This is a genomic window from Amycolatopsis sp. cg5, from assembly GCF_041346955.1.
Taxonomy (GTDB): Bacteria; Actinomycetota; Actinomycetes; order Mycobacteriales; family Pseudonocardiaceae; genus Amycolatopsis.
Genome location: NZ_CP166849.1, coordinates 7,583,767 through 7,610,649, shown reverse-complemented (window position 1 = coordinate 7,610,649; position 26,883 = coordinate 7,583,767). Strand labels below are relative to the sequence as shown.

Sequence of the window (26,883 nt, the reverse complement as noted above, 5' to 3'; positions counted from 1 at the left end):
AAGAACTTCTGATTCCTTAACGGTAGCCGGGCGCGCTGGGTGAGCTCAGGCGGGGGCCGCCGCGTCGAGCCTGCGCAGCGCGTCGCGCACCACTTGGGGGTCCGTGGTGGGCCAGAGCGGGGGCAGCGAGGCACGCAGGAACCCGCCGTAGCGTGCGGTCGCGATGCGGGAGTCGAGCACGGCCACGACGCCGCGGTCGCTGATCGCCCGGTGGAGCCTGCCGGTGCCCTGCGCGAGCAGGAGCGCCGCGTGGGTGGCCGCGACCGTCAAGAAACCGTTGCCGCCGCGGGCTTCCACCGCGCGCTGGCGGGCCGAGGAGACCGGGTCGTCAGGGCGGGGGAACGGGATGCGGTCGACCAGCACCAGCTGCAGTGACGGGCCGGGGACGTCGACGCCCTGCCAGAGCGAGAGCGTGCCGAACAGGCAGGTGCGGGCGTCCTCCGCGAACTTCTGGACCAGGAGTGACGTCGAATCCTCGCCCTGGCACAGGATCGGGTACTTGATGCGGTCGCGCAGCTCCTCGGCGGCCTGCTTGGCCGCGCGCATCGACGAGAACAGGCCGAGCGTGCGGCCGCCTGCCGCGTCGACCAGCTCGGCGATCTCGTCCAATGTGGACTTCTGGAGGCCGTCCCTGCCCGGTGCTGGCAGGTGTTTGGCCATGTAGAGGATGCCGTTGCGCTTGTGGTCGAACGGGGAACCCACGTCGATGCCGGTCCACTTGACCGACTCGATGTCGGACGGGGCTTCCTTGTCCGTCGCGGCGCCCTCGGCCTTGACGACCTTGAGCTGCTTGGGCGGCAGGCCCCACTGGCGGGCGAGGGTGTCGAAGTTGCCGCCCAAGGTCAGCGTCGCCGAGGTCAGGATGGTCGTGTTGAGGCCGAAGACCTTCTCGCGGAGCAGACCGGCGACGGCGAGCGGCGCGACTTTCAGTGACGGCGGGCGGGGATTGGCGGAGAAGGTGTCGGCCGTCATCCAGACCACGTCGCGCTGATGCGCCTGGTCGGGGTCGAAGGCTTCGAGCATGCGCATCGCGTTGTCGTGGATCTCGTCGAGCAGGGTGCGGGCGAGCTTGCGCGCGGTGGCGTCCTCGACCTCTTCCTTGCGGTCGGGGCCCATCGCGGTGATGCACGCGTGCGCCGAGTCGCGGACACCGGCGAGCACGCCCGCCAGCGGCTTGGGCAGCGTGTCGAAGCGGCCGGCCTGCAGATCGTCGAGGATGAGGGCCATCGCGTCGCTGGACTCCATCAGGCGATCCGCGATGTCGGCGTCGATCAGCTTGCCGCAGCGGCGGACCGCGACCGAGACCATGGACGCGGTGAGCTCGCCGGTGGCCACCGAGGTGACCCTGTCGACCAGCTCGTGCGCCTCGTCGATGATCACCACGTCGTGCTCGGGCAACACCTGATAGCCCTGGAGCGCGTCGATGGCGAGCAGCGCGTGGTTGGTGACCACGATGTCCGCGCGGCCGGCTTCGGCGCGTGCCTTCTCCGCGAAGCAGTCCGTGCCGATCGGGCAGCGCGCGGCGCCGAGACATTCCTTGGCGGTGACCGAAACCTGGCGCCACGCCTGGTCGGCGACGCCGGGCACCAGCTCGTCACGGTCGCCGGTCTCGGTGTCGGACGACCACTCGAAGAGTCGTTTGACGTCCTTGCCCAGCCGGGACACGGCGAACGGGTCGAACAGCGCCTGGTCCTCCGGCTCGTCGGGCGCGCCCGTGTCGAGCCGGTGCAGGCAGAGATAGTTGCGGCGGCCCTTGAGGATGGCGAACGTCGGCTCGCGGCCGAGCACCTTCTTCAACGACTTCGCCAGGCGGGGCAGGTCCCTGTCGACGAGCTGGCGCTGCAGCGCGATGGTCGCCGTCGAGACGACGACGGTCGCCTCCTTCTCCACCGCGTGGCGGATGGCGGGAACCAGGTACGCCAGCGACTTGCCGGTGCCGGTGCCGGCCTGCACGGCCAGGTGCTCGCCGGTGCGGATGGCGCGGCCGACCGCGTCCGCCATCTCGACCTGACCCGCGCGCTCGGCGCCGCCGACCGCCTCGACCGCGTGGGTGAGGAGTTCGAGCACGCCGGGGAGTTCAGATCTGGCCACGCCCAAGAAGATAGCCCGGACCACCGTCAAGATCGGGCGGTACCGGGCCATCGGTGACCGTTGCCCGCGAAATCCGCGGGCAACGGTCCATTCGGATCAGCGGCGGAAGCGGTTGACCAGCGCCCATGTCGCGGGCAGCAGCGCGGAGGCGAGCACGATCTTGATCGCGTCGCCGATCAGGAACGGGACGACACCCTTGTCGAGCGCGGTCGCCAGGCCGAAGCCGGTCGAGGCCATCAGCCACGGCACGCCGAACGCGTAGATCGCGACGTTGCCGAGCACCATGGTGCCCGCGGCACGCAGCGGGGTGCGGTCGCCGCCACGGCCCGCGAGCGCGCCGACCAGCGCGCCCGCGAAGACGAACCCGACGATGTAGCCGGCGCTGGCGCCGCTCAGGCCGGCGGTGCCGTTCTGGAACCAGGGCACGCCCGCGGCGCCGACGAGCAGGTACACCAGCATCGAGGCGGCACCGCGCTGCCAGCCGAGCGCGGCGCCCACGAGCAGCGCGGCGAAGGTCTGGCCGGTCAGCGGAACGGGGGTGCCCGGGATGTGCACGGACAACTGCGCGGCGAGGCCGGTGAGCCCGGCACCGCCCGCCACCAGCGCGAGGTCGCGCGCGAGCGTGCCGGGGATCAGGTCGGCCAGTACGGTGCGCCGCGCGTCGACGGACAGCGATGCCATGGGGTCCTCCAGAGATCATCGTGGAACCAGCCGAGGCTAACCGCCACCTCTCGTGCCCGGCTGGACAAAGTCGCATTCCTCACTCGTGGATCACCTCTACACCTTCGGGTGGTGTTTTCACCGGGTGGTCAGGGTGAATCCGTCACACGCCGATGTCGAAGTGGGGAAACACGAGTTAAGGAGGCGCCCATGGCGTGGGGCGAGAGGACGCGTGCGGCCGCGATGGCGGTGCTGGCGTGCGGCGGGCTGGTGGCGGCACCGGCCGTGGCGAACGCGGACGAGGACAAACCGCCGTCCGCATGGGCGTCGGCGGGCAAGGTCGACGTCACGGCCGGATCCGACCACCTGTACATGGATTCGCTGGCGTTGTGCTCGGTGGCCGGGCCGAAGAAGAACAAGTCCAATGGCGGGTCGATCGGCGACATGATCAAGTACGGCGCCGCCGACTCCGACTGCGGCTGGACGACGCAGGAGGGCACCTACGTCGCCGTCGGGCAGGCGCGCGGTTCGCGGTTCGAGACGACGCTGCTGAAGCAGTTCGGCGGGCCGGTGATCACGGTCCGCACCTTCGACGTCAAATGCAGCACGACGGCGTTCGGCAGCAACGGCTACGTCCAGTTCGGCGCGGTGGAGGGCTTCGCGTCGCCGGACAAGATCGAGAAGAACACCGTGGTGATGATCGACGGGCCGGAGAAGGACAAGCCGCTGGCCAAGATCGTGCTGAACGAGGTCGTCGTGCCGGAGCCCGCCGACGGGTCGCTGATCACGACCGCCATCCACATCCAGCTGTTCCCGGAAGGCGGCCCGATCAGCGGGGACATCTACGCGGGCAGCGCCGGATGTGACCCGTACGGACGAGGCTGAGGTCGTGCGCGTTGCGGGCGGTTAGAACCGCCCGCAACGCTCACGAGCCCGAAGCGGCGGTCACGAACTCACGCGCCCTGGCGGCCAGCGCGTCGAGCGAACCGCCGGTCAGCGCGTCTTCGAGCAACGGCGTCGCGGCGGCGACCGCGATCGCGCCCGCGGCCAGGTACTTCGGCACGTCGGTGAGGTAGACGCCGCCGGTCGGCACCAGCGGGACGTCCGGCATCGGCGCGCGCACCGCGTGCACGTACGCCACCCCGCCGAGCGCCGCGGCCGGGAAGACCTTCACCGCCGCCGCGCCCGCCTGCCAGGCCTGGTCGATCTCCGTCGGCGTCAGCGCGCCGCAGATCACCGGCACCTCGCGTGCCGCCGCGCGCTCCAGCACGGCGGGGCTGACCGTCGGCGTGATCAGGAAGTCCGCGCCCGCGTCGGCCGCGATGTCCACATCGGACACCGTGCGCACACTGCCCGCGCCGACGAGGGTGCCGGTGTCGAGCTCCTTGCGGATGGCGGTGATCGCGTCCGGCGCGCCCGGCGTGGTCAGCGTCGCCTCGAGCAGGCGGACCCCGGCGCCGTGCAGCACCGAGGCCACCTCCACGAAGCGCGACGCGTCGGCGGCACGCAGGATCGCGACGAGCCGGTGCCGCGCGAGCGTCTCCAGGAACGGCGTCGTCATGCGGCCGGGACCGGGGCGGTGCCGGTGTAGGTCACGCCGGCCTCGTCGAAGTCCTTCAGCGCGGCGTCGACCGTCGGCTGCGAGCCACCGACGGTCAGGTCGAGCAGCACCCGCACCTTGAGCCCGGCCTTCGCGGCGTCCAGCGCGGTCGCGCGCACGCAGAAGTCCGTCGCGATGCCGACCACGTCGACCTCGGTGACCTCGTGCGCGGCCAGCCAGTCCTTGAGCGACTGGCCGTCGCCGGACGCGCCCTCGAAGCCGGAGTAGGCGGCGCTGTACTCGCCCTTGGAGAACACCGCGTTCACCGGCGCGACGTCGAGCGCGGGGTGGAACGAGGCGCCCGGCGTGCCCGCGACGCAGTGACGCGGCCACGAGTCCTTGAAGTCCGGCGTCTCGCTGAAGTGCGAGCCCGGGTCGATGTGGTAGTCGCGGGTGGCCACGACGTGCGTGTAGTCACCGCTGGTGGCGAGCTTCGAGATGGCCTCGGCGGCGGCCGCGCCACCCGGCAGGCCGAGCGAGCCGCCTTCGCAGAAGTCGTTCTGCACATCGACCACGATCAGGGCGGTACCCATGTTCGTCTCCTAGAGGAAAAGCGTCGGAATTGCGGGTTCGCCGTGCGAGAGCTTGAGGCCCTCCCACGGCAGGCTCACCAGCGCGCGGCGCAGCCGGGCCCGCGCGTCGTCCAGCGTGGGCAGATCGTCCACGGTTTGTCCAGCGCGCACCAGGGGGATCTGCAGCGCGCGGTCGTACTCGTCCGAGTCGGGCACCGGCCCGTCGACGGTGTAGATGACTTCTTCGACGGCCGTGCCGGTGCTCTTGTGCCTGCGGATCGCCGCCTTGCGGCCGCCGCGCGAGATCTTCTGCGCGCTGCGCTTGGCGACCGGCCTGCCGTCGACCTCGACCAGCTTGTAGACCATGCCCGCGGTCGGCGCACCCGATCCGGTGACCACGGACGTGCCGACGCCGTACGCGTCGACCGGCTCGGCGCGCAGCGCGGCGATGGCGTGCTCGTCGAGATCACCGGAGACGACGATGCGGGTGTCGCGCGCGCCGAGCGAGTCGAGCTGCTCACGGGCCTGGCGGGCGAGCACGCCGACGTCGCCGGAGTCGATGCGGATCGCGCCGAGCTCCTTGCCCGCGACACGCACGGCCGTGTCGATGCCGGTGCTGATGTCGTAGGTGTCGACCAGCAGGGTGGTGTCGGGGCCCATCTTCGCGATCTGCGCGCGGAAGGCCTCCTCCTCGCTGGCGTGCAGCAGCATGAACGCGTGCGCGACCGTGCCCCGCGTCGGGATGCCGTAGCGGCGGCCTGCTTCGAGGTTGGACGTGGTCGCGAATCCGGCCAGGTAGGAGGCGCGCGCGGCGGCGACGGCGGCCCACTCGTGCGTGCGGCGCCCGCCCATCTCGATGATCGGCCTGCCGTGCGCGGCACTCGACATGCGGGCGGCGGCCGACGCGATGGCGCTGTCGTGGTTGAGGATCGACAGGACCAGCGTCTCCAGCACGACCGCCTCGGCGAACCCGCCGGTCACGGTGAGGATCGGCGAGTTCGGGAAGTACAGCTCGCCCTCGGGGTAGCCCTCGATGTCGCCGCCGAACGAGTAGTTCGCGAGCCATTCGAGGGTCTCGGCGTCGACGACGGCCGTCGATTCGAGCTGGCCGATCTCGGCGTCGGTGAACTTGAAGTCGGCGATCGCGTCGAGCACCCGCGCGGTGCCGGCGACCACGCCGTAGCGGCGGCCGTCCGGCAGCCGCCGCGCGAAGACCTCGAACACGCACGGCCGGTCGGCCGTCCCATCGGCCAGCGCGCTGCTCAGCATCGTCAGCTCGTAGTGGTCGGTGAGCAACGCGGTGCTGATGACCGCTTCGGTGCCGTTTTCGGAGGCCATGCGCTCAGCCTATTCACTCACATGGCGGGCCCTGCCAGCCCGTCCCCACTGGCCATCGTGACACCATGGGCAGCATGTCGACGCCTGTCGTTGCCGAGCAGACGCAGGTTGACCCGCTTGGGGGCGAGGTCGTCGCCGAGGACAAACCTTGGCAGACCATCGTCTGGAACGACCCGGTCAACCTGATGTCCTACGTGACCTATGTGTTCCAGAAGCTGTTCGGGTACAGCAGAGACCACGCCACGAAGCTGATGCTCGACGTGCACCACAAGGGCAAGGCCATCGTGTCGTCGGGATCGAAGGACAAGGTGGAGGCCGACGTCGCGCGCCTGCACGCGGCCGGCCTCTGGGCGACCATGGAGCAGCCCTGATGAAGAACTGGCGCCGTAAGGGCGAGGTCGTGCTCGCCGGGTTCGAGCAGCAGGAGGCCGCCGTGCTCCGCGGGCTGGTCAGCCAGCTCGAGGACATGCTGCGCGCGCGTGCCGAGGAGGCACCGCAGGACGAGCTCGCCGAGCTGACCGGGATCCGCACCGGCCCGACCGAGTCGCCGGACGACCCCGTGCTGTCGCGGCTGCTGCCCGACTTCCACCGGCTCGACCCGGACAACCCGACCAAGGAGTCGCTCGACTCGGCGGCGGCGATGCGCTCGCTGCACGAGCCGGAGCTGCTGGACCTGAAGGTCGGCGTCGCGGCCGTGGTGCTCGAGACGCTGCCCCGTGACGGCGGCGACGTCCGGCTGGACTTCGAGCAGGCCGACGCCTGGCTCAAGGCGCTCAACGACGTCCGCCTCGCGCTCGGCACGGCGCTCGACGTCACCGAGGACATGCCCGACGAACTGCCCGAGGACGACCCGCGCGCGCCGCACCTGGGCGTCTACCACTGGCTGACCTGGGTGCAGGAGAGCCTGATCCAGGCGCTGACCGGGTGACTGTCTCGGTCGGCTCGTCCGGTGAGGTCACTGTCGTGCTGTTCTCGTCGGTGACGGGCGCGGCGGTGGACTTTCGCGGGCCTGCTCTTGGTACGCGCGAGACGGACCTTCTCGGTCCTGAGAACCTGGTTCAGCGGATCGACGCGTTGTGCTTCTCGTCGGGCGGCCCAGCCGGGCTGGCCGCTGCGGACGGCGTCATGCGTTGGTTAAGCGAGCACGGCCTTGGGTTCCCTGTCGGCGCGGAGCCGCACGAGGTGGTTCCGATCGTGCCTGCGGTGACTGTCGCTTCTGAAGCTCCAGGGACGGCTGAGGACGGCTACGCGGCTTGTGAAGCGGCTAGTGAGCTTGACGCTGTGGGCGAGGTCTGGGCGCTGGCGGTGGGCTCGACCGGCGTGGTCGTCGTGGACGCCGTGCTGTCGAAGGCCGAGTGCAAGCGGCTGACCGTGTCCGCGCAGGATGGCCTGATCAGGGCCACCGGGCGTGGCGGAACGGTGTTCGCGGTGGCGACCGGGCCTCGTGAGCTGCCGTCGGAGGTCATGCCGCGTGCGGTCGCGCTGAACGCGCTCTGCACGGCGGCTTCGCGAGCTCTTGAGGTGAGCATCTCAACAGATGGACGCGCCCCGTCCAGCACATAGGATATGAGCGTGCTTGAGATCCGCCGCGAGTTCGTGGACGCGATAGTCGCGCATGCCCGCCGGGATCACCCGGACGAGGCATGCGGTGTCATCGCGGGTCCCGAGGGCTCCGACCGCCCAGAACGGCTCATCCCGATGCTCAACGCGGCGCGCTCGCCTACGTTCTACGAGTTCGACTCGGGTGACCTGCTCAGGCTCTACCGCGAGATGGGCGCGAACGACGAGGTGCCCGTGGTGATCTACCACTCGCACACCGCGACCGACGCGTACCCGTCGCGCACCGACGTCTCGTACGCCTCCGAGCCGGACGCGCACTACGTGCTCGTGTCGACCAAGGAACCCGACGAGCACCAGTTCCGGTCGTACCGGATCGTCGACGGAGTGATCACCGAAGAGCCGGTGAAGATCGTGGAATAACGATCGCCGCCCGAACGTCTGCCCCAGTGACCAACCAAGCGGAGGTAAACCCATCATGGCCGTGACCGTGTCCATCCCGACCATCCTGCGTACCCACACCGGCGGCGAGAAGTCCGTCGAGGCCAAGGGCGCCACGGTGCTCGAGGTGATCGACGACGTCGAGTCGCGCCACGGCGGCCTCAAGGCCCGCCTGGTCAAGGAAGAGAAGCTGCACCGGTTCATCAACGTCTACGTCAACGACGAGGACGTCCGCTTCGCCGGTGGGCTCGACGCCGAGGTCAAGGACGGCGACACGCTGACCATCCTCCCGGCCGTCGCCGGCGGCTGATCGTGGCCCGGTTCGAGTCGCTGCTCGACGCGCTCGGCGGCACCCCGCTGGTGGGGCTGCCCCGGCTGTCACCGACCAACGACGTCCGGCTGTGGGCGAAGCTCGAGGACCGCAACCCGACCGGCTCGATCAAGGACCGGCCCGCGCTGGCCATGATCGAGGCGGCCGAGCGGGAGGGCCGCCTGCGGCGCGGGTCGACCATCCTGGAGCCGACCTCGGGCAACACCGGCATCTCGCTGGCCATGGCCGCCAAGCTCAAGGGCTACGGGCTGGTTTGCGTGATGCCGGAGAACACCTCGACCGAGCGCAAGCAGCTGCTGCAGGCGTACGGCGCGCGGATCGTGTTCTCGCCCGCGGCCGGCGGGTCGAACGAGGCCGTGCGGCGCGCGAAGGAACTTTCCGAGGCGAATCCCGACTGGGTGATGCTGTACCAGTACGGGAACCCGGCCAACGCCGACGCGCACTACCGCGGCACCGGGCCGGAGCTGCTGAAGGACCTGCCGACGCTGACGCACTTCGTCGGCGGGCTCGGCACGACGGGGACCTTGGTCGGCGTCGGGCGGTATCTGCACGAGGCGAAGCCGGACGTGCAGATCATCGCCGCGGAGCCTCGGTACGGCGAGCTGGTCTACGGGCTGAGGAACCTCGACGAGGGGTTCGTGCCCGAGCTTTACGACCCGTCGGTGCTGAACGGACGGTTCTCCGTCGGCGCTTACGACGCGCTTAGGCGTACTCGTGAGCTGCTGGAGCACGAGGGGATCTTCGCGGGCATCTCGACGGGCGCGGTGCTGCATGCCGCGCTGGCCGTCGCCGAGAAGGCGGCGGCGCGGGGTGAGGTCGCGGATGTGGCCTTCGTGGTCGCGGACGCTGGGTGGAAGTACCTGTCGACCGGTGCTTACAGCGGATCGCTGGACGAGGCGGCCGAGCGGCTCGACGGGCAGCTCTGGGCTTAAGGGCTCGTGAGTGTTCCCGACGGTTAGAGCCGTCGGGAACACTCACGACCTCTTCATGCGGGCGATCGTGTGGAGGACGGCCTCGCGGTTCTTCGCGGTCTTGATCCAGAGCGGCAGCTTGTTGACCATGCTCATCATCGACGGCCCCGCTCCCCGTTCGCGGATCGAAGCCGCGACGTAGTCCTCGATGAGCGACAAGTGCGTGCGGTTGAAGGCCCAGAGCGTGTGGCCGCGGAAATCCGCTTGGAACCACAGCGGTCGCCAGAAGTACGGATCAATGGGACCGCCCCAGCAGCTGCGCCGGACGACTCGGTCCTCGGCATGCGCACAGCCCGTGCACACCAGCCGACGGTGATCGCCGAACTTCGTCACGACCGCCCGCGCCGAGCAGCGTTGGCACACGACGGCGATGTCGTACTCGGCCATCGCGTCCAGGCGCACCTTGGGATCGGTGAAGCGGGTCATGCATTTCAGGGTATTCACCCGAGGCGAATGATTTTTCGCGCTCGTAGCCTGGGGTTATGAGCACTTCGCCAGCACTGCCGACGCCGACGGACCCGGCCAAGCGGATACTGCCGCCCAATCCCAGGGCGGCCGCGATCATCGCGCTCGGGTTCACGCTCGTGCTCTATCTCGTCGAGCTGGCCGACGTCCTCATCCCGGGCGATCTCGACCAGGGTGGCATCCACTCGCGGGACCTTTCGGGCCTCGCCGGGGTGATCTGGGCGCCGCTGCTGCACGGCGGGTGGTCGCATCTGTTCTCCAACACCGTGCCGGTGCTGGTGTTCGCGTTCCTGGCGATGGCGGGCGGGCTGGGGCAGTGGATCGCGGTGACCGCGACCATCTGGATCCTCGGCGGGCTCGGGGTGTGGCTGACCGGGCCGTCGGGCGCGGTGACCGTCGGCGCTTCGGGCTGGCGTTCGGGTGGCTGGCGTTTCTGCTGGTCAGGGGCATTTTCAACCGGAGTGCCGGGCAGATCGTGCTGGCTGTCGTCCTGCTGGGCGTCTGGAGCGGGATGCTGTGGGGCCTGTTGCCCGGCAACCCCGGTATCTCCTGGCAGGGTCATCTTTTCGGGGCGCTTTCCGGGGTGCTGGCCGCGTGGCTCGTTGCCAGGGCGAGCCGGAAGAAGGACACAGGTAGCCTCGCGGTGTGACCACACCGGACGCTCCGATCGGCGTTTTCGACTCCGGGGTCGGCGGGCTGACCGTCGCCAGGGCCATTCTCGACCAGCTGCCGCACGAGCAGCTGCGGTATGTCGGCGACACGGCGCACAACCCGTACGGCCCGCTGCCCATCGCGAAGGCGCGCGAGTTCGCGCTCGCCGCGATGGACGAGATCGTCGAAGGCGGGGTGAAAGCGCTGGTCATCGCCTGCAACACGGCTTCGGCCGCGTGCCTGCGTGACGCGCGCGAGCGCTACGACGTCCCGGTGATCGAGGTCGTGCTGCCCGCCGTGCGCCGGGCCGTCGCCGCGACGCACACCGGGCGGGTCGGGGTGATCGGCACCGAGGGCACCGTCCGCTCACGTGCGTACGAAGACGCCTTCGCCGCGGCGCGGGACCTGCAGGTGACGAGTGTCGCGTGCCCGCGGTTCGTCGACTTCGTCGAGCGGGGGATCACCTCGGGCCGTCAGGTGCTCGGGCTCGCGCAGGGGTATCTGGAGCCACTGCTCAGCGCGCAGGTCGACACGCTGGTGCTGGGCTGCACGCACTACCCGCTGCTCACCGGGGTGCTGCAGATCGTGATGGGCCAAGACGTGATCCTGGTGTCCAGCGCGGAGGAGACGGCCAAGGACGTCGTCAGGGTGCTGACCGAGCGCGACCTGCTCTCCGAGCGCACCACGGCGCCGAAACACGAGTTCGTCGCCACCGGATCGGCCGAGCCGTTCAACCGGCTCGCACAACGGTTCATGGGGTTCGCTCCGGGTGTGGCGTTGACTACGGCCTGAAATACCGCCAACGCGCCTAAGGTGTGAAGCGTGCGACTCACGATCCTTGGCTGCGCGGGCAGCATCCCCGGCCCCGACGCCGCGGCCTCGGGTTACCTGATCGAGGCCGACGGTTTCGTGCTGGGGCTGGAACTCGGCAACGGGACCCTCGCGCGCCTGCAGGCGCTGCGCGACCCCTTCGACCTCGACGCTCTCGTGTTGTCGCATCTGCACCCTGATCATTGCGCGGACTTCAGCGCGCTCACCGTCCTGCGCCGCTATCACCCCGAGGCCGCGCAGCGCACGAACGGCAAGCTGCCCGTCTACGCGCCAGCCGGCGCGCATCACCGGCTGGCCAACGCGTACGCGCCGGACGAGGACGAACGCGCGATCACCGATCTCTCCGACACCTACCAGTTCCACAGCCTTCTCGAAGAGACCGTGGAGATCGGGCCGTTCGAGGTGACCGCGGTCCCGGTCGACCATCCGACGCCCGCGTTCGGTTTCCGGGTGTGCCACGGCGGCCGTTCGCTCGCCTACACCGGCGACACCGGCCCGTGCGACGCGCTGGACAAGCTGGTGCGCGACGTCGACGTGCTGCTCGCCGAGGCTTCGTGGACGGACTCGCCCGTCCGGCCGCAGGGCATGCACCTGTCGGGGAAGCAGGCGGCCGAGATCGCGCTGCGCGGCGGCGTCGACCGGCTGCTGCTCACGCACGTGCTGCCGTGGACCGACTCGGCCGCCGTGCTGGCCGAAGCGGACGCGGTGTTCGGCCGTGCCGAACTTGTCCAGCAGGGCGCGGTTTACGACGTCTGACCGGCGGGTCATAGAGTGCACCCGTGGCGAGAAAAGACGGCAGGAACGACGACCAGCTCCGCGACGTGAAGATCACCCGCGGCTTCCAGCAGTGGCCAGCCGGTTCGGTGCTGATCGAGTTCGGCAACACGCGCGTGCTGTGCGCGGCCAGCGTCACCGAGGGCGTGCCGCGCTGGCGTGCCGGTTCGGGCCTCGGCTGGGTGACCGCCGAGTACGCGATGCTGCCCTCGGCGACCAACACCCGCAGCGACCGCGAATCGGTGAAGGGCCGCATCGGCGGCCGCACCCACGAGATCTCCCGGCTGATCGGCCGCTCGCTGCGCGCGTGCATCGACCTGGCCGCGCTCGGCGAGAACACCATCGTCATCGACTGCGACGTCATCCAGGCCGACGGCGGCACCCGCACGGCCGCGGTCACCGGCGGCTACGTCGCGCTCGCCGACGCCATCACCTGGCTCGGCGCCGCCAACCGCCTCGCCGACCCGCAGCCGCTGTCGTCCTCGGTCGCCGCGATCAGCGTCGGCGTCGTCGACGGCCGCGTCCGCCTCGACCTGCCTTACGAAGAGGACTCGCGCGCGGAGGTCGACATGAACGTCGTCGCCACCGACACGGGCACCCTGATCGAGGTGCAGGGCACCGGCGAGGGCGCGACCTTCGCCCGCTCGACGCTCGACACCATGCTCGACATGGCGCTCGCGGGCTGCGAGGAGCTGACCCGGCTTCAGAACGAGGCACTGGCCCTGCCGTACCCCGGCGAGCTGCCCGAGCCGCGCCCCGACAAGAAGAAGTCGAAATGACCCGCCTGCTGCTCGCGACCCGCAACGCCAAGAAGCTCGGCGAGCTCCGGCGGATCCTGGAGGCCGAAGGCATCGAGGGCGTCGAGGTGCTCGGCCTCGCCGACGTCCCCGAGTTCCCGGAAGCCCCGGAGACCGCGCCCGACTTCGAGGGCAACGCGCTCGCGAAAGCGCGTGACGCCGCCGAAGCAACCGGACTGCCGTCCATCGCGGACGACTCCGGGATCGCGATCGACGCGCTGAACGGCATGCCCGGTGTGCTTTCCGCGCGCTGGTCCGGCAAGCACGGCGACGATGTCGCGAACCTGGAGCTGGTGCTCGGTCAGCTCAACGACGTTCCGGACGAGCGGCGCGGCGCGGCTTTCGTGTGCACGGCGGCCTTCGTGGTGCCTGGCGGCGAAGAGACGGTCGTGCGTGGTGAGTGGCGCGGGACGCTGGCTCGTGCGCCTCGCGGGGCCAACGGCTTCGGGTACGACCCGATCTTCGTGCCTGAAGGCGAAACGCGGTCTTCGGCGGAGCTGGAACCGTCCGAAAAGGACGCTCTTTCGCACCGGGGCCGCGCTTTGCGCGCGCTGCTCCCGAAACTGCGCGCCTTCGCGAGCTAAGCCGAGCATGGGGTCGTGAGTGGTATGGCCGGTTAGAACCGGCCATACCACTCACGACCCACGCGCTCAGATGTTGAGGTCCTTGATGAGCTTGGCGACGTGGCCGGTGGCGCGGACGTTGTACAGCGCCTTGGCGATCTTGCCGTCGGCGTCGACGATGAACGTCGAGCGGATGACGCCCTGCACGACGCGGCCGTAGTTCTTCTTCTCCCCGAAGGCGCCCCACGCGGTGAGCACGGTCTTCTCGGGGTCGGCCAGCAGCGGGAACGTCAGCTGCTCGTTCTCGACGAACTTGGCGAGCTTCTCCGGCTTGTCGGGGGAGATGCCGAGGATCTGGTAGCCGGCGTCGTTGAGCTCCGCGAGGTTGTCGCGGAAGTCGCAGGCCTGCTTGGTGCAGCCGGGCGTGCCGGCGGCGGGGTAGAAGTACACGACGACGGACTGGCCGCGGAAGTCCGACAGGGAGACCTTGTTGCCTTCGCTGTCGGAAAGGGTGAAGTCCGGGGCGGGGTCGCCGGGGGAAAGGCGCTGCTCAGTCATGCCTTCAAGACTAGGCGGACCCGCAGTAGGTCGCGGCGGCGGCACTGGCCGCGCTGGGGCGCAGGACCATCCACAGCTCGACCGGGTTCTCGGGCACGGCGAAGGCCATGTTCAGGTGGATCGCGCGGCCGGGCGCGATGTCGCGGCCGGCGTCGGAAATGCCGTTGAAGCCCTGGAGCGCGTCGACCAGCGGGCTCGCGGGTGCGCCGGACGCGCTCGCGGTGACCGACAGTCCCGACAGGCGGTACGGCTCGGTGCCGCCGTTGCGGAGTTCGACGTCGAAGGCGGCCGCGCGGCCGGAGCGCGGGTAGGAGCTGTTGCTGGGCTGGAACGACTTCGGCGTCGAGACGCGGATGCTGAGGCCGTCGGCGAAGGTGTGCTCGTTGCCGAAGTCCTGCGCCTGCTTGGCGGGGCGGACCTCGCCGCGCGCGGCCTGCCTGGCTTCGGCCGCCGAACCGGTCTGCTGCTGAACGGGCACACCACAGGCGACTGCGGCGAGTAGCGCGCAGACTGCCGGCAAGAGCCTCGGTGCGCGCGCGAGCGCCATCGCGGTTACTCCAGTCGCGGGGTAGTTGTCATCCGTACGGCCTAGGACTGCCGCCGAACGTGACTACTTTGACTGGCGCGACGCGTTTCCACGAGCGCCGCGCGCCGGTCGAAGCGGACCTGGTGTTGACCCGTGGCCAATCCGTGATCGGCGGTGCACCCCGGGTGACAGTTCTCACCCGAATGTCCACTCAGACGGCCCAGGCGAAGAACAGGACGAAAATCGCCAACCCGGAGAGCCACGCCACGATGAGCCAGCCGAAATCCCGCCAGGGGTCTACAGCGCGTGACTCCTCGCCGGGGACGTAGACGCCGCGCATCTCGAACCAGTCGGCGAAGCGCACGAGCAGGCGCAGTGGGTTCCGCATCGGCCGTCCACCTCCTCGTCACGATCCGTCGCCAACACCCTACGGGCTCGCCGCCTCGGGTCAACGAGAGTACTCCGAACAGTGGCTTGCCAGCCGGTGCGACGCCGTCCGCCGGTGGGCCTTTCCCGTGAATCGCCCACTTTCGAGCCTTGCCCGAACGGGCGGACGGAGGAATGGACCATCGACCGTTACGGCCAACGGCCCAGCGCACCATGCTCGATCTCACCGAACCGAGTGCGGAGGATGACGACATGGCAGGCCCTCAGGACCACGAATACGGTCCCAGCGACGACAAGCAGTACCACCATCGCACGATCGAGACGCGGTCCATCTCGGCCGTCGTCGGCGACGTGTGGTTCGCGCTCTCGGCCGGCTACCAGCCGATGACCGACATGGTCGTGTACTTCAACGGCAAGCAAGCGCCGATCGAGATCCCGTCGATCGACGCCGACACCCGGCTGGTGTGGCCGGTGCCGGACGGCTGCGAGTCGATTTCCTGGGAGTACTACTGCAAGGGCCCGTCCAGCTCGGCCGTCATCTACGGCAAGCGCTGAGGCTCACAGCCAGCCGCGGTCGAAGGCGATGCGGACCAGGTCGACCCTGTTCCGCGCGCCGCACTTGTTGATCATGTTCGAGGTGTAGTTGCGGACCGTGCCTTCGGACAGGAACAGCCTGCCGGCGATCTCGCGTGCCGAAGCGCCCTCGGCGACGAGCCTGACGACGTCGAGTTCCCGTTGGGTCACCGGGACGTCCTCTTCGAGCGCGGCGACGGCGAGCGCCGAGTCGAAGACGCGCTCGCCCGCCGCGACGCCGCGGATCGCGGCCAGCAGCTCGTCGGCGGGCGCGTGCTTGACGACGTAACCCTTGGCGCCCGCCTGCAAAGCCCGTTGCAGCATCCCGGGTTTGCTCAGCGCGGTGAGGATCAGCGCGGCGCACGCGGGCACCCGGGTCCGGACGGCCTCGGCGGCGGAGAGACCGTCCAGACCCGGCATGTCGATGTCGAGCACCGCGACGTCGGGCCGCAGCTCGGCGATCCGCTCGACCGCCTGGTCGCCGCGGCCCGCGACGCCGACCACGCACAGGTCCGGCTCGAGTTCGATCAAGGACACCAGTGCCGAGCGCACCATCACCTGGTCTTCGGCGAGGAAGACACGGACCTGTTGCTGGGTCATACGCTGTTTCTTTCTACGTCGCCGCGGTCATGCGCCGGATGCCGGACGGCTTGCCGGAACCGGGTAGTGGGACCTGGGCGCGCAGCAGGAAGCCGCCGCCGCTCTGCCCGGACGCCTGCAGTTCGCCGTTGAGGTCGGCGAGCCGTTCGCGCATGCCGCGCAGCCCGTGCCCGCCGGACGGGGTCCGCTTGGTCAGTATGGACGGCCCGTTGCTCGCCAGCTCCAGCACCGCCGTGCCCTCTTCGGCCTTGAGCCGGATCTCGCAGAGGGTGGAGTCGCTGTGCCGCAACACATTCGTCGCGCCCTCGCGGACGATCCAGGCCAGCGCCTGCGAGGTCGAGCTGTTCAGGTCGAGGTCGGCGATCTTGACTTCGGTCTGCACGCCCGCCGAGTTGAGGATGGTCCGCGCGCTGGCGACCTCGCCCGCGAGCGAGGTGTCCCGCATGCCCGCGACGACCGTCTGCATCTCGCCGATCGAGTCACGCAGCAGCGAGCGTGCCTCGCGCAGTTCCTCGACCGCGCGGCACGGGTCGCGTTCGGACAGTCGCTCGACCAGCTCGAGTTTGAGCAGTACCACCGACAAGCCGTGGCCGAGCGTGTCGTGCAGGTCGCGGGCCCAGCGCAGCCGCTGCTCGCTGACCGCGACCCCGGCGAGCTCGGCCCTGGTGTCTTCCAGCTCCCGCGCGAAGGTGACCAGCCGCGGAATCGAATAGAAGATCAAAGTGGACAATGCGAACTCTTCGAGCACCCGGCGAATGTCGTCACCGTGGAATACATTCGCGGTGATGGGTATGTAGAGCGCGAAACAGGCGAGCGTGGCGAACCCGCGCGCTTTGCCGGACAGGCACAGCAACATGATCGAGAAGCTCAGCGCGGGTGGTGCCGCCCAGTTCATCCCGAACAGGCCGAACAGCGCCACCGCCCAGCCGAGCCCGCCGAGCGCGAGCACCTGGATGGACCGTTTGCGCCGGTTGCCGCGCAGGATCGCGATGGTGCAGTAGATGTAGGTGCCGATCCACAGCGCGAACCCGACGATCGCGAAAACCCGGCGTGGCCCCGAAGTCTCGACGATCAGGCTCAGCGGGAAGGCCGCGATCAGGAACATGTACCCGGCCAGGCCGAGCAGTGCCAGCACGCCGACGACGTGGCCGGTCCCGCCCGCGCCGGGGCGCAGTGATCGGACCAGCCAGGCTCTCGTGCTGCCCAGTAGCGAACCCGCCGCCTTCATCTCAGCCACTCCGCTCGGGGAGCGTTCGAGTGGCTGGGCGCGGCGCATCGGGCCAGGATCTTCGTGATGGTCATCTCCGACTGCCTCTCGTGTCCCGGCCGCGGTTGCTAAACGTTAACATCGGAGCAGGGACATCATGCTGCTCCGTTTGGTCTCGACTTCGTGCATTTTCGCAACGCGCAACCCGAAAATTAACTTATCTGGGTGCGGGCCTTTTTGCCGTCATCGGACGGCCAGTCGTTGAATAACTCCCCAGCGTGATGATTCGTTGTTGAACGCAGTGCAATCGGCGATAGCGCTATGGAATTGAACGAATACTTCGCGTTGACAGCAAAGGTCGACCGATAATGCCGATGGTGTGGGAATGACCGGCCAAGCTCAGTCCTCGTCGGACGCGGCCGCAGCGCGCGCACGCCAGTCGACGCCGTTGTGCGCCTGCCATCCGGGCAGGTCCTGGGTGCTGTGGCGGGCGCGGTCCAGACCACTGGGAGCCGAGCTGATCATGAAGTCGCCGACGCTGCTCTCGCGCTCCCAGTCGAGGCCGAAACAGCGCGCCGACAGCTCCGCGTCGCCGACGCCGAGCCCGCACGGCGCGAGCCCCATCGCCGTGCTGACCAGGTACAACGTCTGGTAGAGCACGCCGACGTGCTTGAGCGTGGTGGCGTACGGGATGCCGCTGTACTTCCAGCCGAGCCGCTGGAAGCGCGAGGTGATGGTGACCAGCACGTCGGGCGCGAGCGCGTTCCCGGCGGAAATGGAAGCGACGCCCAGCATGGCGTCGATGTCCGAAGTGGAGTCGTTGACCAGCACGAGCCGATGACCAGCCGGGTCGTAGAAGTACATTCCCGGCTTGAGTCCGGCGCAGCGCCGGATGGTCAGCCAGAGGTCGAGTTCGCCGGCCCCGCCGCCTGCCGGATAAGGCCGGTCGACGCCTTGATAAGGCATTTGCTGCTCGGGAACCGGACCGTAAATCGACCGGATGCGCTGCACCCGGTAAAGCAGTTCCGCCAATTGGCCGAGCTGGAGCGGCCGTTCGCCCGGCGTGCGCACCGACTGCCGCAGTTCCAGCACTTCGGTCAGCCGGGGATCGCGGGCGCGCACTTCGTCGAAATCGGGCACCGGCAACGCGACGATCTCGCCGGGCGGCAGTTCACGGATCGGCGATTCGTGCTCGATCTCGCCGGTGAACCGGAATGTCGCGCCGAACTCTTCGTCGTGACGGCCGGAGCGGCTGCGCGCGTGGAAGAGCAGATCGTGGAAACCCCATTGCCGCAGCCGATCCGTCTCCGGCGCGTCCGCGCGGTCGAGCAGCCTGGCGGCGAGCAGCAGGTCGAGCACCGGCTTGGTGGCGCGCTCGCCGAGCGCGGGCACCAGGTTGATCAGCTCGGCCACGGTTCTCGGCCGCGCGGCGGCGGTGACCAGCGCGGCCAGCTGCGGGTCGTGCAGCCGCGCGCGGTAGAGACTGAGCGGGTTCTCCAGCGTGAGCACGCCGTCGACCTGGTGCAGATAGGCGAATCGCGACAGCGCGAGGCGCTCGCCCTCGGCCGCGCGCCCCGGCCCGGCGAACCCCTTGAGCCGCGCGCTCGACGAGATCGGGACCACGTCCGCGAGCGTCACCGCGTCGCGCTCGACCGAGTGCACCAGCAAGAACTGCAGCAGTTCGACCAGCTCGTGCATCCTGGTCGCCTCGGCGATCGGGTCCTGCGCCGAGGTGATCACCAGGTCCATCACGTTGCCGGCGAGCACCGGGCCGAAGGTGAGCCGGTCGACGGCGGCCGCGATGCCTTGGGACACCTTGGTCAGCACATGGTTGCCCCAGCGGTGGGCGATGACCAGCTCGTCGCCGGTGCGCTCGACGACCACATCCTCGCGAAACGACACCAGGTGCCTCGCGTCGCCGATGGCGGCGGGCGAGGTGCGCCGGTCCGGCAGGATCGAGCTGGACATCGTTGTCCCCCTAAGCGAACATCAGACGAACATCGGGATGGGGTTCAGGTCGGCCTCCGCGGTCGGCGACCGCAGCCTGCCGAGCGCGACGGGCACGTCGTAGAGCCTGCCGGGCGCGTACCTGCTCCAGAAGTGCCGCATGCCGGGCACCAGCACCTTGACCACGGGCAGGCCGATGTCCGGCCTGGTCAGGTCCAGTGCGAGCAGTTCCATCCCCTTGTCCTCGACGAGCCTGCGGCACAGCCGCACGTCCTCGGCGAGGTCACCGCCGGTCGGCAGGGTCAGGTCGACGACCCGGCTGGCCGGTTCGTCCGGATCCGGTGTCAGATAAGGATGATCGGCCACGGTCGCGGTCTGCCACCAGTGCTGCTGCGCCGGGTCCGGGAAGGTGTAGCCCCGGCCGTCCTCGGTGGTGAACGCGACCGCGGGCAGGAACTGGTTGAGCTCACTGACCGCGCGCAGCACCGCGATCCGCGCGTCGTGGTGCGCGCCGAACCCGAAGATGATGTCCTCGGCGGGCTTGTCGACCCGGCGGCTGATCGCGACGACCGTCGGCACGCCGAGGTCGGCGGTGAGGTCGAGTGCCCAGATCTCCCGGTTGAGGCCGCGGTACTCCGCGCGCATCTGGTCGATCCAGGGCTCTTTCATCGCGTCGAGGTCGACGCCGGGGCAGCGCAGCCGGTTGTACCACCAGATCGCCACGCTGTCGCGCTCGACGAGTTCGTAGAACCCCTGCAGCATCGCGTCTTCGAAACTGGTTCCCGCCGCGCAGCCATTGGAATCGGCGATCGCGTGCACCGGTCCGCGATAAGGGTAGGAATAGAACAACAATGACGTCGGAACGTATTTCGTGCGTTCTTCGGTCAGCGAATAAACCGGACTCCATTCGAGCTCGGCGTCGGCGGGCATCGGCTCGGCGACCGTCTGGAACGCGATTCCTTTCGCGTTCCATGCCTGCCGCTCGGCGAACTGCCGGTCGCTGAACAGCATCGACCGGTTGGGGTGGATTCCCATCTCTCCCAACGTGTTCAGCGAAGCCATGAACCGGGGCTCGTCACCGGCGTAGACGGCGCTGTAGCGTTCGAGCGCTTCGCCGAGCGCGCTCGCTTTCGCCTGGATATCGGTGACACCTTTGCCGCAGCTCTGCGTCCGCAGCCCGTCGCGAAGCGCGCGGAGCGTGCTCACCCGCAAGGCGCGGTTGTAGCCGGACGCGTACGCGCGCACGAACGGCAAACGGGTGTTCAGTGGCGTCAGCTTCGGCACCACTCCGGTGATCGGATCGACCAGGTGACCCCAGTTCCGCATCATCTCTTCGGGGCTTTTCGCGCGGTGGCCGCCGTCTTCGGCGAAGGTCTTGGGCCGTGGCGCCAATTTCACGGGACGGCGCATGTTCTTCATGACCAGCGCGGCGTTTCCGCACGCGGAGCATTGCGGCCGTCGGCTGAGCGCGTGCTTCTCGGTGCCCAGCGTGGCCGTGTCGATGCTCAGCACGGCGTGCGTGCCGTCGTGGCGGTGCCCGCCGAGCCAGTGCGCGGCCGCGGTCGCGACCATGCCGAAGGCGAGCGAGCGGCTCGCCGCGATGTCCACGGTCGGCGGCGCGATCCTGGCGTCGGTGAGCTTGCCCTCCAGGTAGTCCTCGGCGCGCCGCTGCCCGCGCAGCCGCACTTCCAGGCACCGGTAGCAGGCGCCTTCCGGGTCGAAGATCGGGCCCACGTAGGCGATCACGCCGACCGGCTTCGCCAGCAGCCACGGCCTTCCCGCCGCGCGCTGCCGTCGGTCGAAGTTCACCAGGCCAGCGCGGAGGTAGTCGTCGGTCAGCACGAGATCGAGCGCCTCGGTGTCCGATTCGGACTCGACGATCCGCAATCCGGCCGCCCACAACGCTTCGGTGGCCTCCTCCGCGTCGACCGAGCCGAAGGTGGTGACCCGCACGCCTGCCGCCAGCTTGGCGTTGGCCTCGTCACCGTGGCGGTTCAGTGATTCCCAGTATCCGGCGGATCGCTCGTCGGCGTCCGGGTCGGCTTCGACGACCTGACCGGCACGCGCCAGCCCGGCGATCGCGCGCTGGACGACTTCGGGCGCGACCTCGCCGCGCAGCGTGTCTACAATGGACTGTAGGTCGTGCTTGCCGTTCAGCAGCGGCAGCAGCCGTTCGGCGAGCGGGTCGGTGACGACCGCGCTCCCGTGCTCACACAGCAGATAGGCGCCTTCCCCGGGAACGACCGAGACGCCCAGATGCCGTTTGATCCGTGGTACCCCCATGAGGTGTCCTTTCCGGCGTGGCGCATCAGGCCACCGCCATGGCGCCCTGCGGGACCAGCTTGACCTGCAGCCGTTCCGGAGAGCAGAAGACGAGCTCGCCCTGCCAGCGGACCTCTCCGACCGCTGTGTCCACAATGGACTCGGGAAAGCGGGTGGCCAGCCGCGAGACGAGTTCGGCGCCGGTGAGCCTGGCCAGCTGAGCGCCGAGGCACTGGTGCGGGCCGTGGCCGAAGGCGTAGGTGCCGATCGCGCCGCGGTCCATCCGGAACTCCGACGGCGCGGCGGTGAACTCGGGATCGCGGTTCGCGGCCGCCCAGTAGAAGAGCACGGCCGACCCCGCCTCGATGACCCGGCCGTCGACCTCGACGTCGCTCAGCGCGGTGCGCGCGGCGAGCCGGATCGGCGCGCACAACCGGACCGCCTCGTCGAACGCGACCCTCGCGTCCTCGCGGTTGGTGAGTTTCGGCAGCAACCCCGGCTGCCCGAGAATCGTCCACAGCGCGGTGCCGAGCGCCGCGGACAACGTGTCCAGCCCGTTGACGAACAACGTGATCACGAACGCGACCAGTTCGTCGGTGGACAGCATGTGCTGCCCGTGCGCCTTCACGAGCCGCGTCATGATGTCGTCGCGCGGATCGAGACGCCGCTTGGCCAGCAGCGCGTGGATGTAATCGGTGAACTCGGCCAGTGTGCGTTCCGCTTGGGAGACTTCGGATTGCGGCTGGCCGAACCGGTCGAGCTGCCTGGCGAGCGCTTTCACCCAGCGCAGCACCTGCGTGCGGTCCTCGGCGGGCACGCCGACGAGTTCGCAGTTCATCCGCATCGGCAGGCGCACACCCAGCTCCGACACGACTTCGAGGCTGTCGCCCGCGTTCAGCGCGGACTCGATGAGCGTGGCGGCCGATTCGGTGAGTTCGGCGATCCGGCGTGCGGTGAACACGCCGGAGACCAGTCCGCGCAGCCGCCGGTGGTCGACACCGTCGCGGACGTTGAGCATGAGCCCGAAAACGTGATCCAGCGTGCGCGGCTGGGCGAAGCGTGGCTCGCTTCCGCCCAGCCGAGCATCCACGGACAGTCTTCGGTCGACGCTCAGCGCCGACACCAGCCGGTGGCTCGACACCACCCATGCCCCGTCCACTTCCAGCAGTCCCGCATCTCGGACGAGCTCGTCGATCGGGCCGACAGGGTCATGGCGCCTGGCTTCGGAGTCGGTCAGATAACGCGAAAGCTCCGTGCGCAGCTGGGAGAGACTGTCCACCGGGTGCTCCTCCTGGTTATGCCTTCGCGACCTCTTCGTCCGACGGAACGGCGTCGGGTACGAAGCAGACCACGCAGGCGCACCAGCAGAGATCGGTCGCGGCTGGCACCACGGCCGAGGAGGCGCCCGCGACGGCCCCGAGGCCCCCGTCGAGCATGGTCACGGAAAAGTCGTCGTCCGTCAGTAGCGCGATGCTGTTCATGCGGTCTCCCGGTATGTCGTGAACTGGCCGTACGCCCCGGGAGTTTCGCTCATACGACCGCATGACCAGTAGTGCGCTGAGCACCAGACACGATGACTTTTGTCACGGTGACCGGTAAACGTCCCAACGCGGTGGGTGAGGTGGTGACGCCGCCCGGCTGCGGGAGACCACGGACGGCGCCACCTTGGCTTTTCACCCTGCCCGACCCGCGAGCGCCCGCGTCAGTGCCTCGGGGCATCTCCGACTAGTGCGAAACGCACATTTCCAAGATGCCTTCGCGTTCAGTCCCGCGAAACGATCAGCCGGAACCCGGCGTCCCACTCGTCGAGGGCCAGCAGATCCCGGTGCCGGTCGTGCCAGCGGCCGGATTCGAGATCCGCGCGCAGCCGGGTCATACCGCGCTCCACGGCGTGCGCGGGAGCCTGCGAGAGCGCCGAGCAGTTGTCCCGCACCCGCTGATTCAGGTAAGCCTCTGGCCGCCGCCAATGCGCGGGGAACACGCCGTCCGTGAAGTCCCAGTGCAACGGCAGCGTCGTCACCGTCGCGTTCCCGAGTTCCCGCGCGATGTCTCCGGAGGACGGGCGGCCGACTTCGAGGTCCGCGATCTCCGGCACGTACTCGCGCACCATCCAGAACTCCAGGTGCCGTCGCGGGTCGTAGGTGAGGACCACCCGCAGCGGCGCGACCCGGCGCAGCTCGGCCACGCCGGCGCGCCAGTCGGTCCAGTGATGCACCGTCAACACCGCCAGCGCCGCCTCCGCGTGCGACACCGGCAAGGACTCCGCCACCGCGCGGACGGCAGGCGCCGCGCCGCGCGGCCGTTGCCGGATCATCTCGGCGCTCGGTTCGACGGCCAGCACGACGTTGGCGGGTTCGTAGGAACCGGTGCCCGCGCCGATGTTGACCACCGAGCGGGCCGCGCCGAGCGCGTCGGTGATCGGGGCGAGCCAGCGGGGGTCGGTGCGGCGGCCCAGCGAGTAGCCGACGCCCAGTTCGTCGTAGAGCATGAGGTCAGTGTGCCCGGACTGGCACTTGAATCCGGCTTGAATAGGCTGGCCGGATGGTCGAGGAGATCAGTTTCTGGCTGCTCGGCGGGTGCGAGGTCAGCGTGGACGGGCAGCCGGTCGACATCGGGCACGCCCGGCAGCAGTGCGTGCTCGCCGTGCTGCTGCTCGAGGCGAACAAGCCGGTGACGGCCGATCAGCTCGTCGATCGCGTGTGGGGCGAGCAGGCGCCGGTGCGCGCGCGGGGCACCTTGCAGAGCTACTTGACCCGGCTGCGGCGGGCGCTCGACACTGAGATCGCGCGGAAGCCGGGCGGCTACGTGCTCGCCGTCGACGACCAGTCCGTCGACGTGCACCGGTTCCGGCGGCTCGTCGCCGACGCGCGGGTCGCCGACGACGAGCACGCGCTCGCGTTGTTCGACGAGGCGCTCGGGCTCTGGCGCGGCGAGGCGCTCGCCGGGCTCGAAACGGAGTGGCTTTCGGGCGTCCGGGATGGACTGACGCGGGAACGGCACGCGGCGGAACTCGACCACGCCGACCTGATGCTCGGCGCGGGCAAGCACGCCGAGGCGCTGCCCGGCCTGCTCGCGCGAGGCGCCGAGCGGCCACTCGACGAACGGCTCGCCGGGCAGGTGATGCTCGCGCTCTACAAGAGCGGACGGCAGGCCGAGGCGCTCGACCACTACCAGCGGACGCGGCGGCTGCTGATCGACGAACTCGGCGCCGACCCCGGCCGGCGGCTGCAGGACCTGCAACGCCAGATCCTGTCCGCCGAGGTGCCCGCGCCCGCCGAGCGGGCGGTCACCGCCCATGACCGCGCGGCACGCGAACTCGCGGGCGCCGTCCGTCGACAGTGGACGGAGGAGGCCGGACTGCGGTCGCTGCGCAGGCCACAGCCGTTGCGCGTGCGCTGGTCGAACACCCGGCGCCCGGTCGCGGCCGACCCCGACGTCGCCCCGTCACAGCCACACGGGGACGTCGCCGGGCTGGTGCGGCTGTTCCGTTCCTTGCCGTCGAAACAGCTTGTGGTGCTTGGCGAACCCGGTGCCGGGAAGACCGTGCTGGCGCTGCTGTTCACGCTGGCGCTGCTCGAAGACCTGCGGCCGGGCGAACCGGTGCCGGTGCTGCTGAGCGCGTCGAGCTGGGATCCGCGGAGTGAGCATCTGCAGAGCTGGGTCGCGAAACGGCTCGTCGAGGAGTACCCGGCGCTGACCGCCAGGACCGCGTCCGAGCTGGTCGCCGACGGCCGGATCCTGGTCGTGCTCGACGGGCTCGACGAGATGCCGCTGGCCGTGCACGCCGCCGCCGTCGACGCGCTCGACCGCGACCACCGGTACCCGCTGCTGCTCACCTGCCGCACCGCCGAGTACGAGAACGCGGTCGATCGGGGCGGCGTCATCCTCACCCGCGCGCCGGTCGTGGAGATCGAGCCGGTCGAACTCGGCGACGCGACCGCGTTCCTGCTCTCCGCCGGACCGCCGGCGCGGCGGCGCTGGGAGCCGGTGCTCGACAAGCTCCGCGCCGACCCGGCGCTCCCGCTCAACGAGGTGCTGACCAGTCCGCTGATGGTCGCGCTCGCCAGGGTCGTCTACACCGCGACCACGACCGATCCCGGCGAGCTGCTCGACTTCGCCGATCGCGAGTCGATCGAACAGCACCTGCTGGACGCGTTCGTACCGGCCGCCTACCTCGCGCACCCCGCGGCCCCCGACTCGCGGACGCCGCCCCGGTACGAACCCGCGCAGGCCCAGGAATGGCTGCGCTTCCTGGCCAGGCACCTCAACCGGCTCGACACGCACGACATCGCCTGGTGGCACCTCGTCCGCTCGGTGTCCGGCCAGGCACGCGCGCTCGTGGTCGGCGTCGTGGCCGCGCTGGCGTTCGGGCTCGCGGGTGGCATCGCGGGCGGGTTCGGCACCGGCCGCTGGACCGGGTTCCTCTACTTCGCGGTGTACGCGCTCGCGTTCGGCTCGGCAATGGGCCTGATCTACGCCGCCGGCGTGAAGGCCGAACCGGTCCGCGTCGAACTTCGCTTCCGCGGCACGGGCTGGCGCTTCCTCGGCCGTTTCGCCATCGGGCTGGCGCTCGGCGTGCTGTTCAGCCGCACCATGGGCCTGCCGACGGTGGTCATCGCGGGCGTCGGCCTCGTACTGGGCCTCGCGGCGGGCCTGCACGTCTGGCTCGCCAAACCCGCCGACGTCGCCGAGGTGTCCGGCCCACCGGTCGTGCTCCGCCAGGACCGCACGGCCGCGCTCGTGCTCGGCCTCACCTTCGCGCTCGCCCTCACCCTGCCGAGCGGGTTCGCGGTCGGCGTGCCCACCTTGGACACCGCGGCCGCCGAAGCAGGCTGGGTCGACATCCTGATCAGCACGCTCGGCGGCGCGGTCGCGGGCGGCGTCGTCGGCGGCGTCTGGTTCGGCAGGGCAGGCGTGCTCGGCATCGGCTTCGCCAGCGCGGTCGCGGGCGGCTTGATCTTCGGCCCGGCGTACCCGAACGTCTACGGCCTCGGCGTCGGGCTCGCCTTCGGCACCGTTTTCGGCCTGTCGGTCGCCGGCGTCAGCGTGCTCTCACGGGCGTGGGGCGCGTTCATGGTCGGCCAGGTCTGGCTGGCACTGCGCGGCCGTCAGCCGTGGCGCGTCATGCGGTTCCTCGAAGACGCCCACCAGCGTGGGGTCCTGCGGCAGAGCGGCGGCGTTTACCAGTTCCGCCATGCGCGCCTGCGCGATCATCTTGGTAATGTCTAGTGGACTAAGCCA

General features: G+C 69.8%; 29 protein-coding genes and 1 pseudogene. 14 read left to right on the top strand and 16 right to left on the bottom strand.

The window, feature by feature from the left end; all coding sequences use genetic code 11:
• Positions 1–45: 45 nt before the first annotated feature.
• Positions 46–2,091 carry an ATP-dependent DNA helicase gene (locus AB5J62_RS34315; RefSeq protein ID WP_370944154.1) on the bottom strand — a complete coding sequence of 682 codons (2,046 nt, stop codon included), beginning with the start codon at positions 2,089–2,091 and terminating at the stop codon, positions 46–48.
• 96 nt (positions 2,092–2,187) lie between these two features.
• Complete coding sequence (locus tag AB5J62_RS34310; RefSeq protein WP_370944153.1) at positions 2,188–2,772, bottom strand: biotin transporter BioY; 585 nt, start codon at positions 2,770–2,772, stop codon at positions 2,188–2,190.
• 189 nt (positions 2,773–2,961) lie between these two features.
• On the opposite strand from AB5J62_RS34310, the gene AB5J62_RS34305 reads away from it, so the two are divergent.
• Entirely contained in the window at positions 2,962–3,636 is a 675-nt protein-coding gene (locus tag AB5J62_RS34305) for a choice-of-anchor P family protein (protein ID WP_370944152.1), read from the top strand.
• Between the two features lie 40 nt (positions 3,637–3,676).
• Here AB5J62_RS34305 and AB5J62_RS34300 read toward each other — a convergent pair whose 3' ends face one another.
• The 3 genes from AB5J62_RS34300 to AB5J62_RS34290 are packed head-to-tail and all read right to left on the bottom strand — an operon-like array spanning position 3,677 to position 6,201.
• A complete protein-coding gene (locus AB5J62_RS34300; protein WP_370944151.1) occupies positions 3,677–4,312 on the bottom strand; it encodes a bifunctional 4-hydroxy-2-oxoglutarate aldolase/2-dehydro-3-deoxy-phosphogluconate aldolase in 636 nt (211 codons plus the stop codon).
• Complete coding sequence (locus tag AB5J62_RS34295) at positions 4,309–4,884, bottom strand: isochorismatase family protein (RefSeq protein WP_370944150.1); 576 nt, start codon at positions 4,882–4,884, stop codon at positions 4,309–4,311. The genes AB5J62_RS34300 and AB5J62_RS34295 overlap by 4 nt, the downstream gene beginning before the upstream one ends.
• Positions 4,885–4,893: 9 nt before the next feature.
• Positions 4,894–6,201 carry a nicotinate phosphoribosyltransferase gene (locus AB5J62_RS34290; protein ID WP_370944149.1) on the bottom strand — a complete coding sequence of 436 codons (1,308 nt, stop codon included), beginning with the start codon at positions 6,199–6,201 and terminating at the stop codon, positions 4,894–4,896.
• Between the two features lie 74 nt (positions 6,202–6,275).
• On the opposite strand from AB5J62_RS34290, the gene clpS reads away from it, so the two are divergent.
• From clpS to AB5J62_RS34260, 6 genes are read left to right on the top strand one after another with little or no spacing between them, the layout of a single operon-like run.
• Entirely contained in the window at positions 6,276–6,572 is a 297-nt protein-coding gene (gene clpS / locus AB5J62_RS34285) for an ATP-dependent Clp protease adapter ClpS (RefSeq protein WP_091290397.1), read from the top strand.
• The gene (locus AB5J62_RS34280) at positions 6,572–7,129 is read left to right on the top strand and encodes a DUF2017 domain-containing protein (RefSeq protein ID WP_370944148.1); all 558 of its coding nucleotides are present in this window, start codon (positions 6,572–6,574) and stop codon (positions 7,127–7,129) included. The genes clpS and AB5J62_RS34280 overlap by 1 nt, the downstream gene beginning before the upstream one ends.
• Positions 7,126–7,764 (top strand): P1 family peptidase, encoded by a 639-nt coding sequence (locus AB5J62_RS34275; protein ID WP_370944147.1) that lies wholly within the window; start codon positions 7,126–7,128, stop codon positions 7,762–7,764. The genes AB5J62_RS34280 and AB5J62_RS34275 overlap by 4 nt, the downstream gene beginning before the upstream one ends.
• Positions 7,765–7,773: 9 nt before the next feature.
• Positions 7,774–8,181, top strand: a complete 408-nt coding sequence (locus AB5J62_RS34270) for a Mov34/MPN/PAD-1 family protein (protein ID WP_370944146.1) — start codon at positions 7,774–7,776, stop codon at positions 8,179–8,181.
• Between the two features lie 55 nt (positions 8,182–8,236).
• A complete protein-coding gene (locus AB5J62_RS34265) occupies positions 8,237–8,509 on the top strand; it encodes a MoaD/ThiS family protein (RefSeq protein WP_091289479.1) in 273 nt (90 codons plus the stop codon).
• A 2-nt stretch (positions 8,510–8,511) separates the two neighbouring features.
• Positions 8,512–9,462, top strand: coding sequence for a PLP-dependent cysteine synthase family protein (locus tag AB5J62_RS34260; protein ID WP_370944145.1), 951 nt, complete (start codon positions 8,512–8,514; stop codon positions 9,460–9,462).
• Positions 9,463–9,504: 42 nt separating this feature from the next.
• Here AB5J62_RS34260 and AB5J62_RS34255 read toward each other — a convergent pair whose 3' ends face one another.
• Positions 9,505–9,927 carry a TFIIB-type zinc ribbon-containing protein gene (locus AB5J62_RS34255; protein ID WP_370944144.1) on the bottom strand — a complete coding sequence of 141 codons (423 nt, stop codon included), beginning with the start codon at positions 9,925–9,927 and terminating at the stop codon, positions 9,505–9,507.
• A 56-nt stretch (positions 9,928–9,983) separates the two neighbouring features.
• On the opposite strand from AB5J62_RS34255, the pseudogene AB5J62_RS34250 reads away from it, so the two are divergent.
• The 5 genes and pseudogenes from AB5J62_RS34250 to rdgB all read left to right on the top strand — a co-directional run bounded on the left by AB5J62_RS34250 (position 9,984) and on the right by rdgB (position 13,603).
• Positions 9,984–10,615 (top strand): annotated as a pseudogene (locus AB5J62_RS34250) (rhomboid family intramembrane serine protease).
• The gene (gene murI / locus AB5J62_RS34245) at positions 10,612–11,409 is read left to right on the top strand and encodes a glutamate racemase (protein WP_370944143.1); all 798 of its coding nucleotides are present in this window, start codon (positions 10,612–10,614) and stop codon (positions 11,407–11,409) included. Before AB5J62_RS34250 ends, murI begins: the two are co-directional and overlap by 4 nt.
• 30 nt (positions 11,410–11,439) lie before the next feature.
• Entirely contained in the window at positions 11,440–12,204 is a 765-nt protein-coding gene (locus tag AB5J62_RS34240) for an MBL fold metallo-hydrolase (protein ID WP_370944142.1), read from the top strand.
• 23 nt (positions 12,205–12,227) lie between these two features.
• Positions 12,228–13,001, top strand: coding sequence for a ribonuclease PH (gene rph / locus AB5J62_RS34235; protein WP_091289474.1), 774 nt, complete (start codon positions 12,228–12,230; stop codon positions 12,999–13,001).
• Entirely contained in the window at positions 12,998–13,603 is a 606-nt protein-coding gene (gene rdgB / locus AB5J62_RS34230; RefSeq protein ID WP_370944141.1) for an RdgB/HAM1 family non-canonical purine NTP pyrophosphatase, read from the top strand. Before rph ends, rdgB begins: the two co-directional genes overlap by 4 nt.
• 66 nt (positions 13,604–13,669) lie before the next feature.
• Here the strand turns inward: rdgB and bcp are convergent, their stop codons facing one another.
• The 3 genes from bcp to AB5J62_RS34215 all read right to left on the bottom strand — a co-directional run bounded on the left by bcp (position 13,670) and on the right by AB5J62_RS34215 (position 15,054).
• Positions 13,670–14,140, bottom strand: a complete 471-nt coding sequence (bcp, locus tag AB5J62_RS34225) for a thioredoxin-dependent thiol peroxidase (protein ID WP_370944140.1) — start codon at positions 14,138–14,140, stop codon at positions 13,670–13,672.
• Positions 14,141–14,150: 10 nt separating this feature from the next.
• Entirely contained in the window at positions 14,151–14,687 is a 537-nt protein-coding gene (locus AB5J62_RS34220) for a hypothetical protein (protein ID WP_370944139.1), read from the bottom strand.
• 190 nt (positions 14,688–14,877) lie between these two features.
• The gene (locus tag AB5J62_RS34215) at positions 14,878–15,054 is read right to left on the bottom strand and encodes a hypothetical protein (protein ID WP_091289467.1); all 177 of its coding nucleotides are present in this window, start codon (positions 15,052–15,054) and stop codon (positions 14,878–14,880) included.
• Positions 15,055–15,305: 251 nt separating this feature from the next.
• On the opposite strand from AB5J62_RS34215, the gene AB5J62_RS34210 reads away from it, so the two are divergent.
• Positions 15,306–15,608 (top strand): hypothetical protein, encoded by a 303-nt coding sequence (locus AB5J62_RS34210; RefSeq protein ID WP_370944138.1) that lies wholly within the window; start codon positions 15,306–15,308, stop codon positions 15,606–15,608.
• A 3-nt stretch (positions 15,609–15,611) separates the two neighbouring features.
• Here the strand turns inward: AB5J62_RS34210 and AB5J62_RS34205 are convergent, their stop codons facing one another.
• From AB5J62_RS34205 to AB5J62_RS34175, 7 genes are all read right to left on the bottom strand, one after another.
• Positions 15,612–16,226, bottom strand: coding sequence for a response regulator (locus AB5J62_RS34205; protein WP_370944137.1), 615 nt, complete (start codon positions 16,224–16,226; stop codon positions 15,612–15,614).
• A 13-nt stretch (positions 16,227–16,239) separates the two neighbouring features.
• A complete protein-coding gene (locus AB5J62_RS34200) occupies positions 16,240–17,502 on the bottom strand; it encodes a sensor histidine kinase (RefSeq protein ID WP_370944136.1) in 1,263 nt (420 codons plus the stop codon).
• A gap of 330 nt (positions 17,503–17,832) precedes the next feature.
• Positions 17,833–19,401: a SagB family peptide dehydrogenase gene (locus AB5J62_RS34195; protein WP_370944135.1), complete on the bottom strand. Its 1,569-nt coding sequence runs from the start codon at positions 19,399–19,401 to the stop codon at positions 17,833–17,835.
• Between the two features lie 21 nt (positions 19,402–19,422).
• Positions 19,423–21,663 carry a TOMM precursor leader peptide-binding protein gene (locus AB5J62_RS34190; RefSeq protein WP_370944134.1) on the bottom strand — a complete coding sequence of 747 codons (2,241 nt, stop codon included), beginning with the start codon at positions 21,661–21,663 and terminating at the stop codon, positions 19,423–19,425.
• A 25-nt stretch (positions 21,664–21,688) separates the two neighbouring features.
• On the bottom strand, positions 21,689–22,921 hold the full coding sequence (locus AB5J62_RS34185; RefSeq protein ID WP_370944133.1) for a cytochrome P450: 1,233 nt from the start codon (positions 22,919–22,921) through the stop codon (positions 21,689–21,691).
• 16 nt (positions 22,922–22,937) lie between these two features.
• Positions 22,938–23,123, bottom strand: coding sequence for a hypothetical protein (locus tag AB5J62_RS34180; RefSeq protein WP_370944132.1), 186 nt, complete (start codon positions 23,121–23,123; stop codon positions 22,938–22,940).
• 281 nt (positions 23,124–23,404) lie between these two features.
• A complete protein-coding gene (locus AB5J62_RS34175; protein ID WP_370944131.1) occupies positions 23,405–24,130 on the bottom strand; it encodes a class I SAM-dependent methyltransferase in 726 nt (241 codons plus the stop codon).
• A 53-nt stretch (positions 24,131–24,183) separates the two neighbouring features.
• Here AB5J62_RS34175 and AB5J62_RS34170 point away from each other — a divergent pair, with 53 nt between their 5' ends.
• The gene (locus tag AB5J62_RS34170) at positions 24,184–26,871 is read left to right on the top strand and encodes a BTAD domain-containing putative transcriptional regulator (protein ID WP_370944130.1); all 2,688 of its coding nucleotides are present in this window, start codon (positions 24,184–24,186) and stop codon (positions 26,869–26,871) included.
• Positions 26,872–26,883: the final 12 nt, after the last annotated feature.

Coding starts and splice junctions, on each gene's coding strand:
- AB5J62_RS34310 (WP_370944153.1), bottom strand. CDS start 2,772: ATGGCATCGCTGTCCGTCGACGCGCGGCGCACCGTACTGGCCGACCTG.
- AB5J62_RS34305 (WP_370944152.1), top strand. CDS start 2,962: ATGGCGTGGGGCGAGAGGACGCGTGCGGCCGCGATGGCGGTGCTGGCG.
- AB5J62_RS34300 (WP_370944151.1), bottom strand. CDS start 4,312: ATGACGACGCCGTTCCTGGAGACGCTCGCGCGGCACCGGCTCGTCGCG.
- AB5J62_RS34295 (WP_370944150.1), bottom strand. CDS start 4,884: ATGGGTACCGCCCTGATCGTGGTCGATGTGCAGAACGACTTCTGCGAA.
- AB5J62_RS34290 (WP_370944149.1), bottom strand. CDS start 6,201: ATGGCCTCCGAAAACGGCACCGAAGCGGTCATCAGCACCGCGTTGCTC.
- clpS (WP_091290397.1), top strand. CDS start 6,276: ATGTCGACGCCTGTCGTTGCCGAGCAGACGCAGGTTGACCCGCTTGGG.
- AB5J62_RS34280 (WP_370944148.1), top strand. CDS start 6,572: ATGAAGAACTGGCGCCGTAAGGGCGAGGTCGTGCTCGCCGGGTTCGAG.
- AB5J62_RS34265 (WP_091289479.1), top strand. CDS start 8,237: ATGGCCGTGACCGTGTCCATCCCGACCATCCTGCGTACCCACACCGGC.
- AB5J62_RS34255 (WP_370944144.1), bottom strand. CDS start 9,927: ATGACCCGCTTCACCGATCCCAAGGTGCGCCTGGACGCGATGGCCGAG.
- rdgB (WP_370944141.1), top strand. CDS start 12,998: ATGACCCGCCTGCTGCTCGCGACCCGCAACGCCAAGAAGCTCGGCGAG.
- bcp (WP_370944140.1), bottom strand. CDS start 14,140: ATGACTGAGCAGCGCCTTTCCCCCGGCGACCCCGCCCCGGACTTCACC.
- AB5J62_RS34220 (WP_370944139.1), bottom strand. CDS start 14,687: ATGGCGCTCGCGCGCGCACCGAGGCTCTTGCCGGCAGTCTGCGCGCTA.
- AB5J62_RS34215 (WP_091289467.1), bottom strand. CDS start 15,054: ATGCGGAACCCACTGCGCCTGCTCGTGCGCTTCGCCGACTGGTTCGAG.
- AB5J62_RS34210 (WP_370944138.1), top strand. CDS start 15,306: ATGGCAGGCCCTCAGGACCACGAATACGGTCCCAGCGACGACAAGCAG.
- AB5J62_RS34205 (WP_370944137.1), bottom strand. CDS start 16,226: ATGACCCAGCAACAGGTCCGTGTCTTCCTCGCCGAAGACCAGGTGATG.
- AB5J62_RS34200 (WP_370944136.1), bottom strand. CDS start 17,502: ATGCGCCGCGCCCAGCCACTCGAACGCTCCCCGAGCGGAGTGGCTGAG.
- AB5J62_RS34195 (WP_370944135.1), bottom strand. CDS start 19,401: ATGTCCAGCTCGATCCTGCCGGACCGGCGCACCTCGCCCGCCGCCATC.
- AB5J62_RS34190 (WP_370944134.1), bottom strand. CDS start 21,663: ATGGGGGTACCACGGATCAAACGGCATCTGGGCGTCTCGGTCGTTCCC.
- AB5J62_RS34180 (WP_370944132.1), bottom strand. CDS start 23,123: ATGAACAGCATCGCGCTACTGACGGACGACGACTTTTCCGTGACCATG.
- AB5J62_RS34175 (WP_370944131.1), bottom strand. CDS start 24,130: ATGCTCTACGACGAACTGGGCGTCGGCTACTCGCTGGGCCGCCGCACC.
- AB5J62_RS34170 (WP_370944130.1), top strand. CDS start 24,184: ATGGTCGAGGAGATCAGTTTCTGGCTGCTCGGCGGGTGCGAGGTCAGC.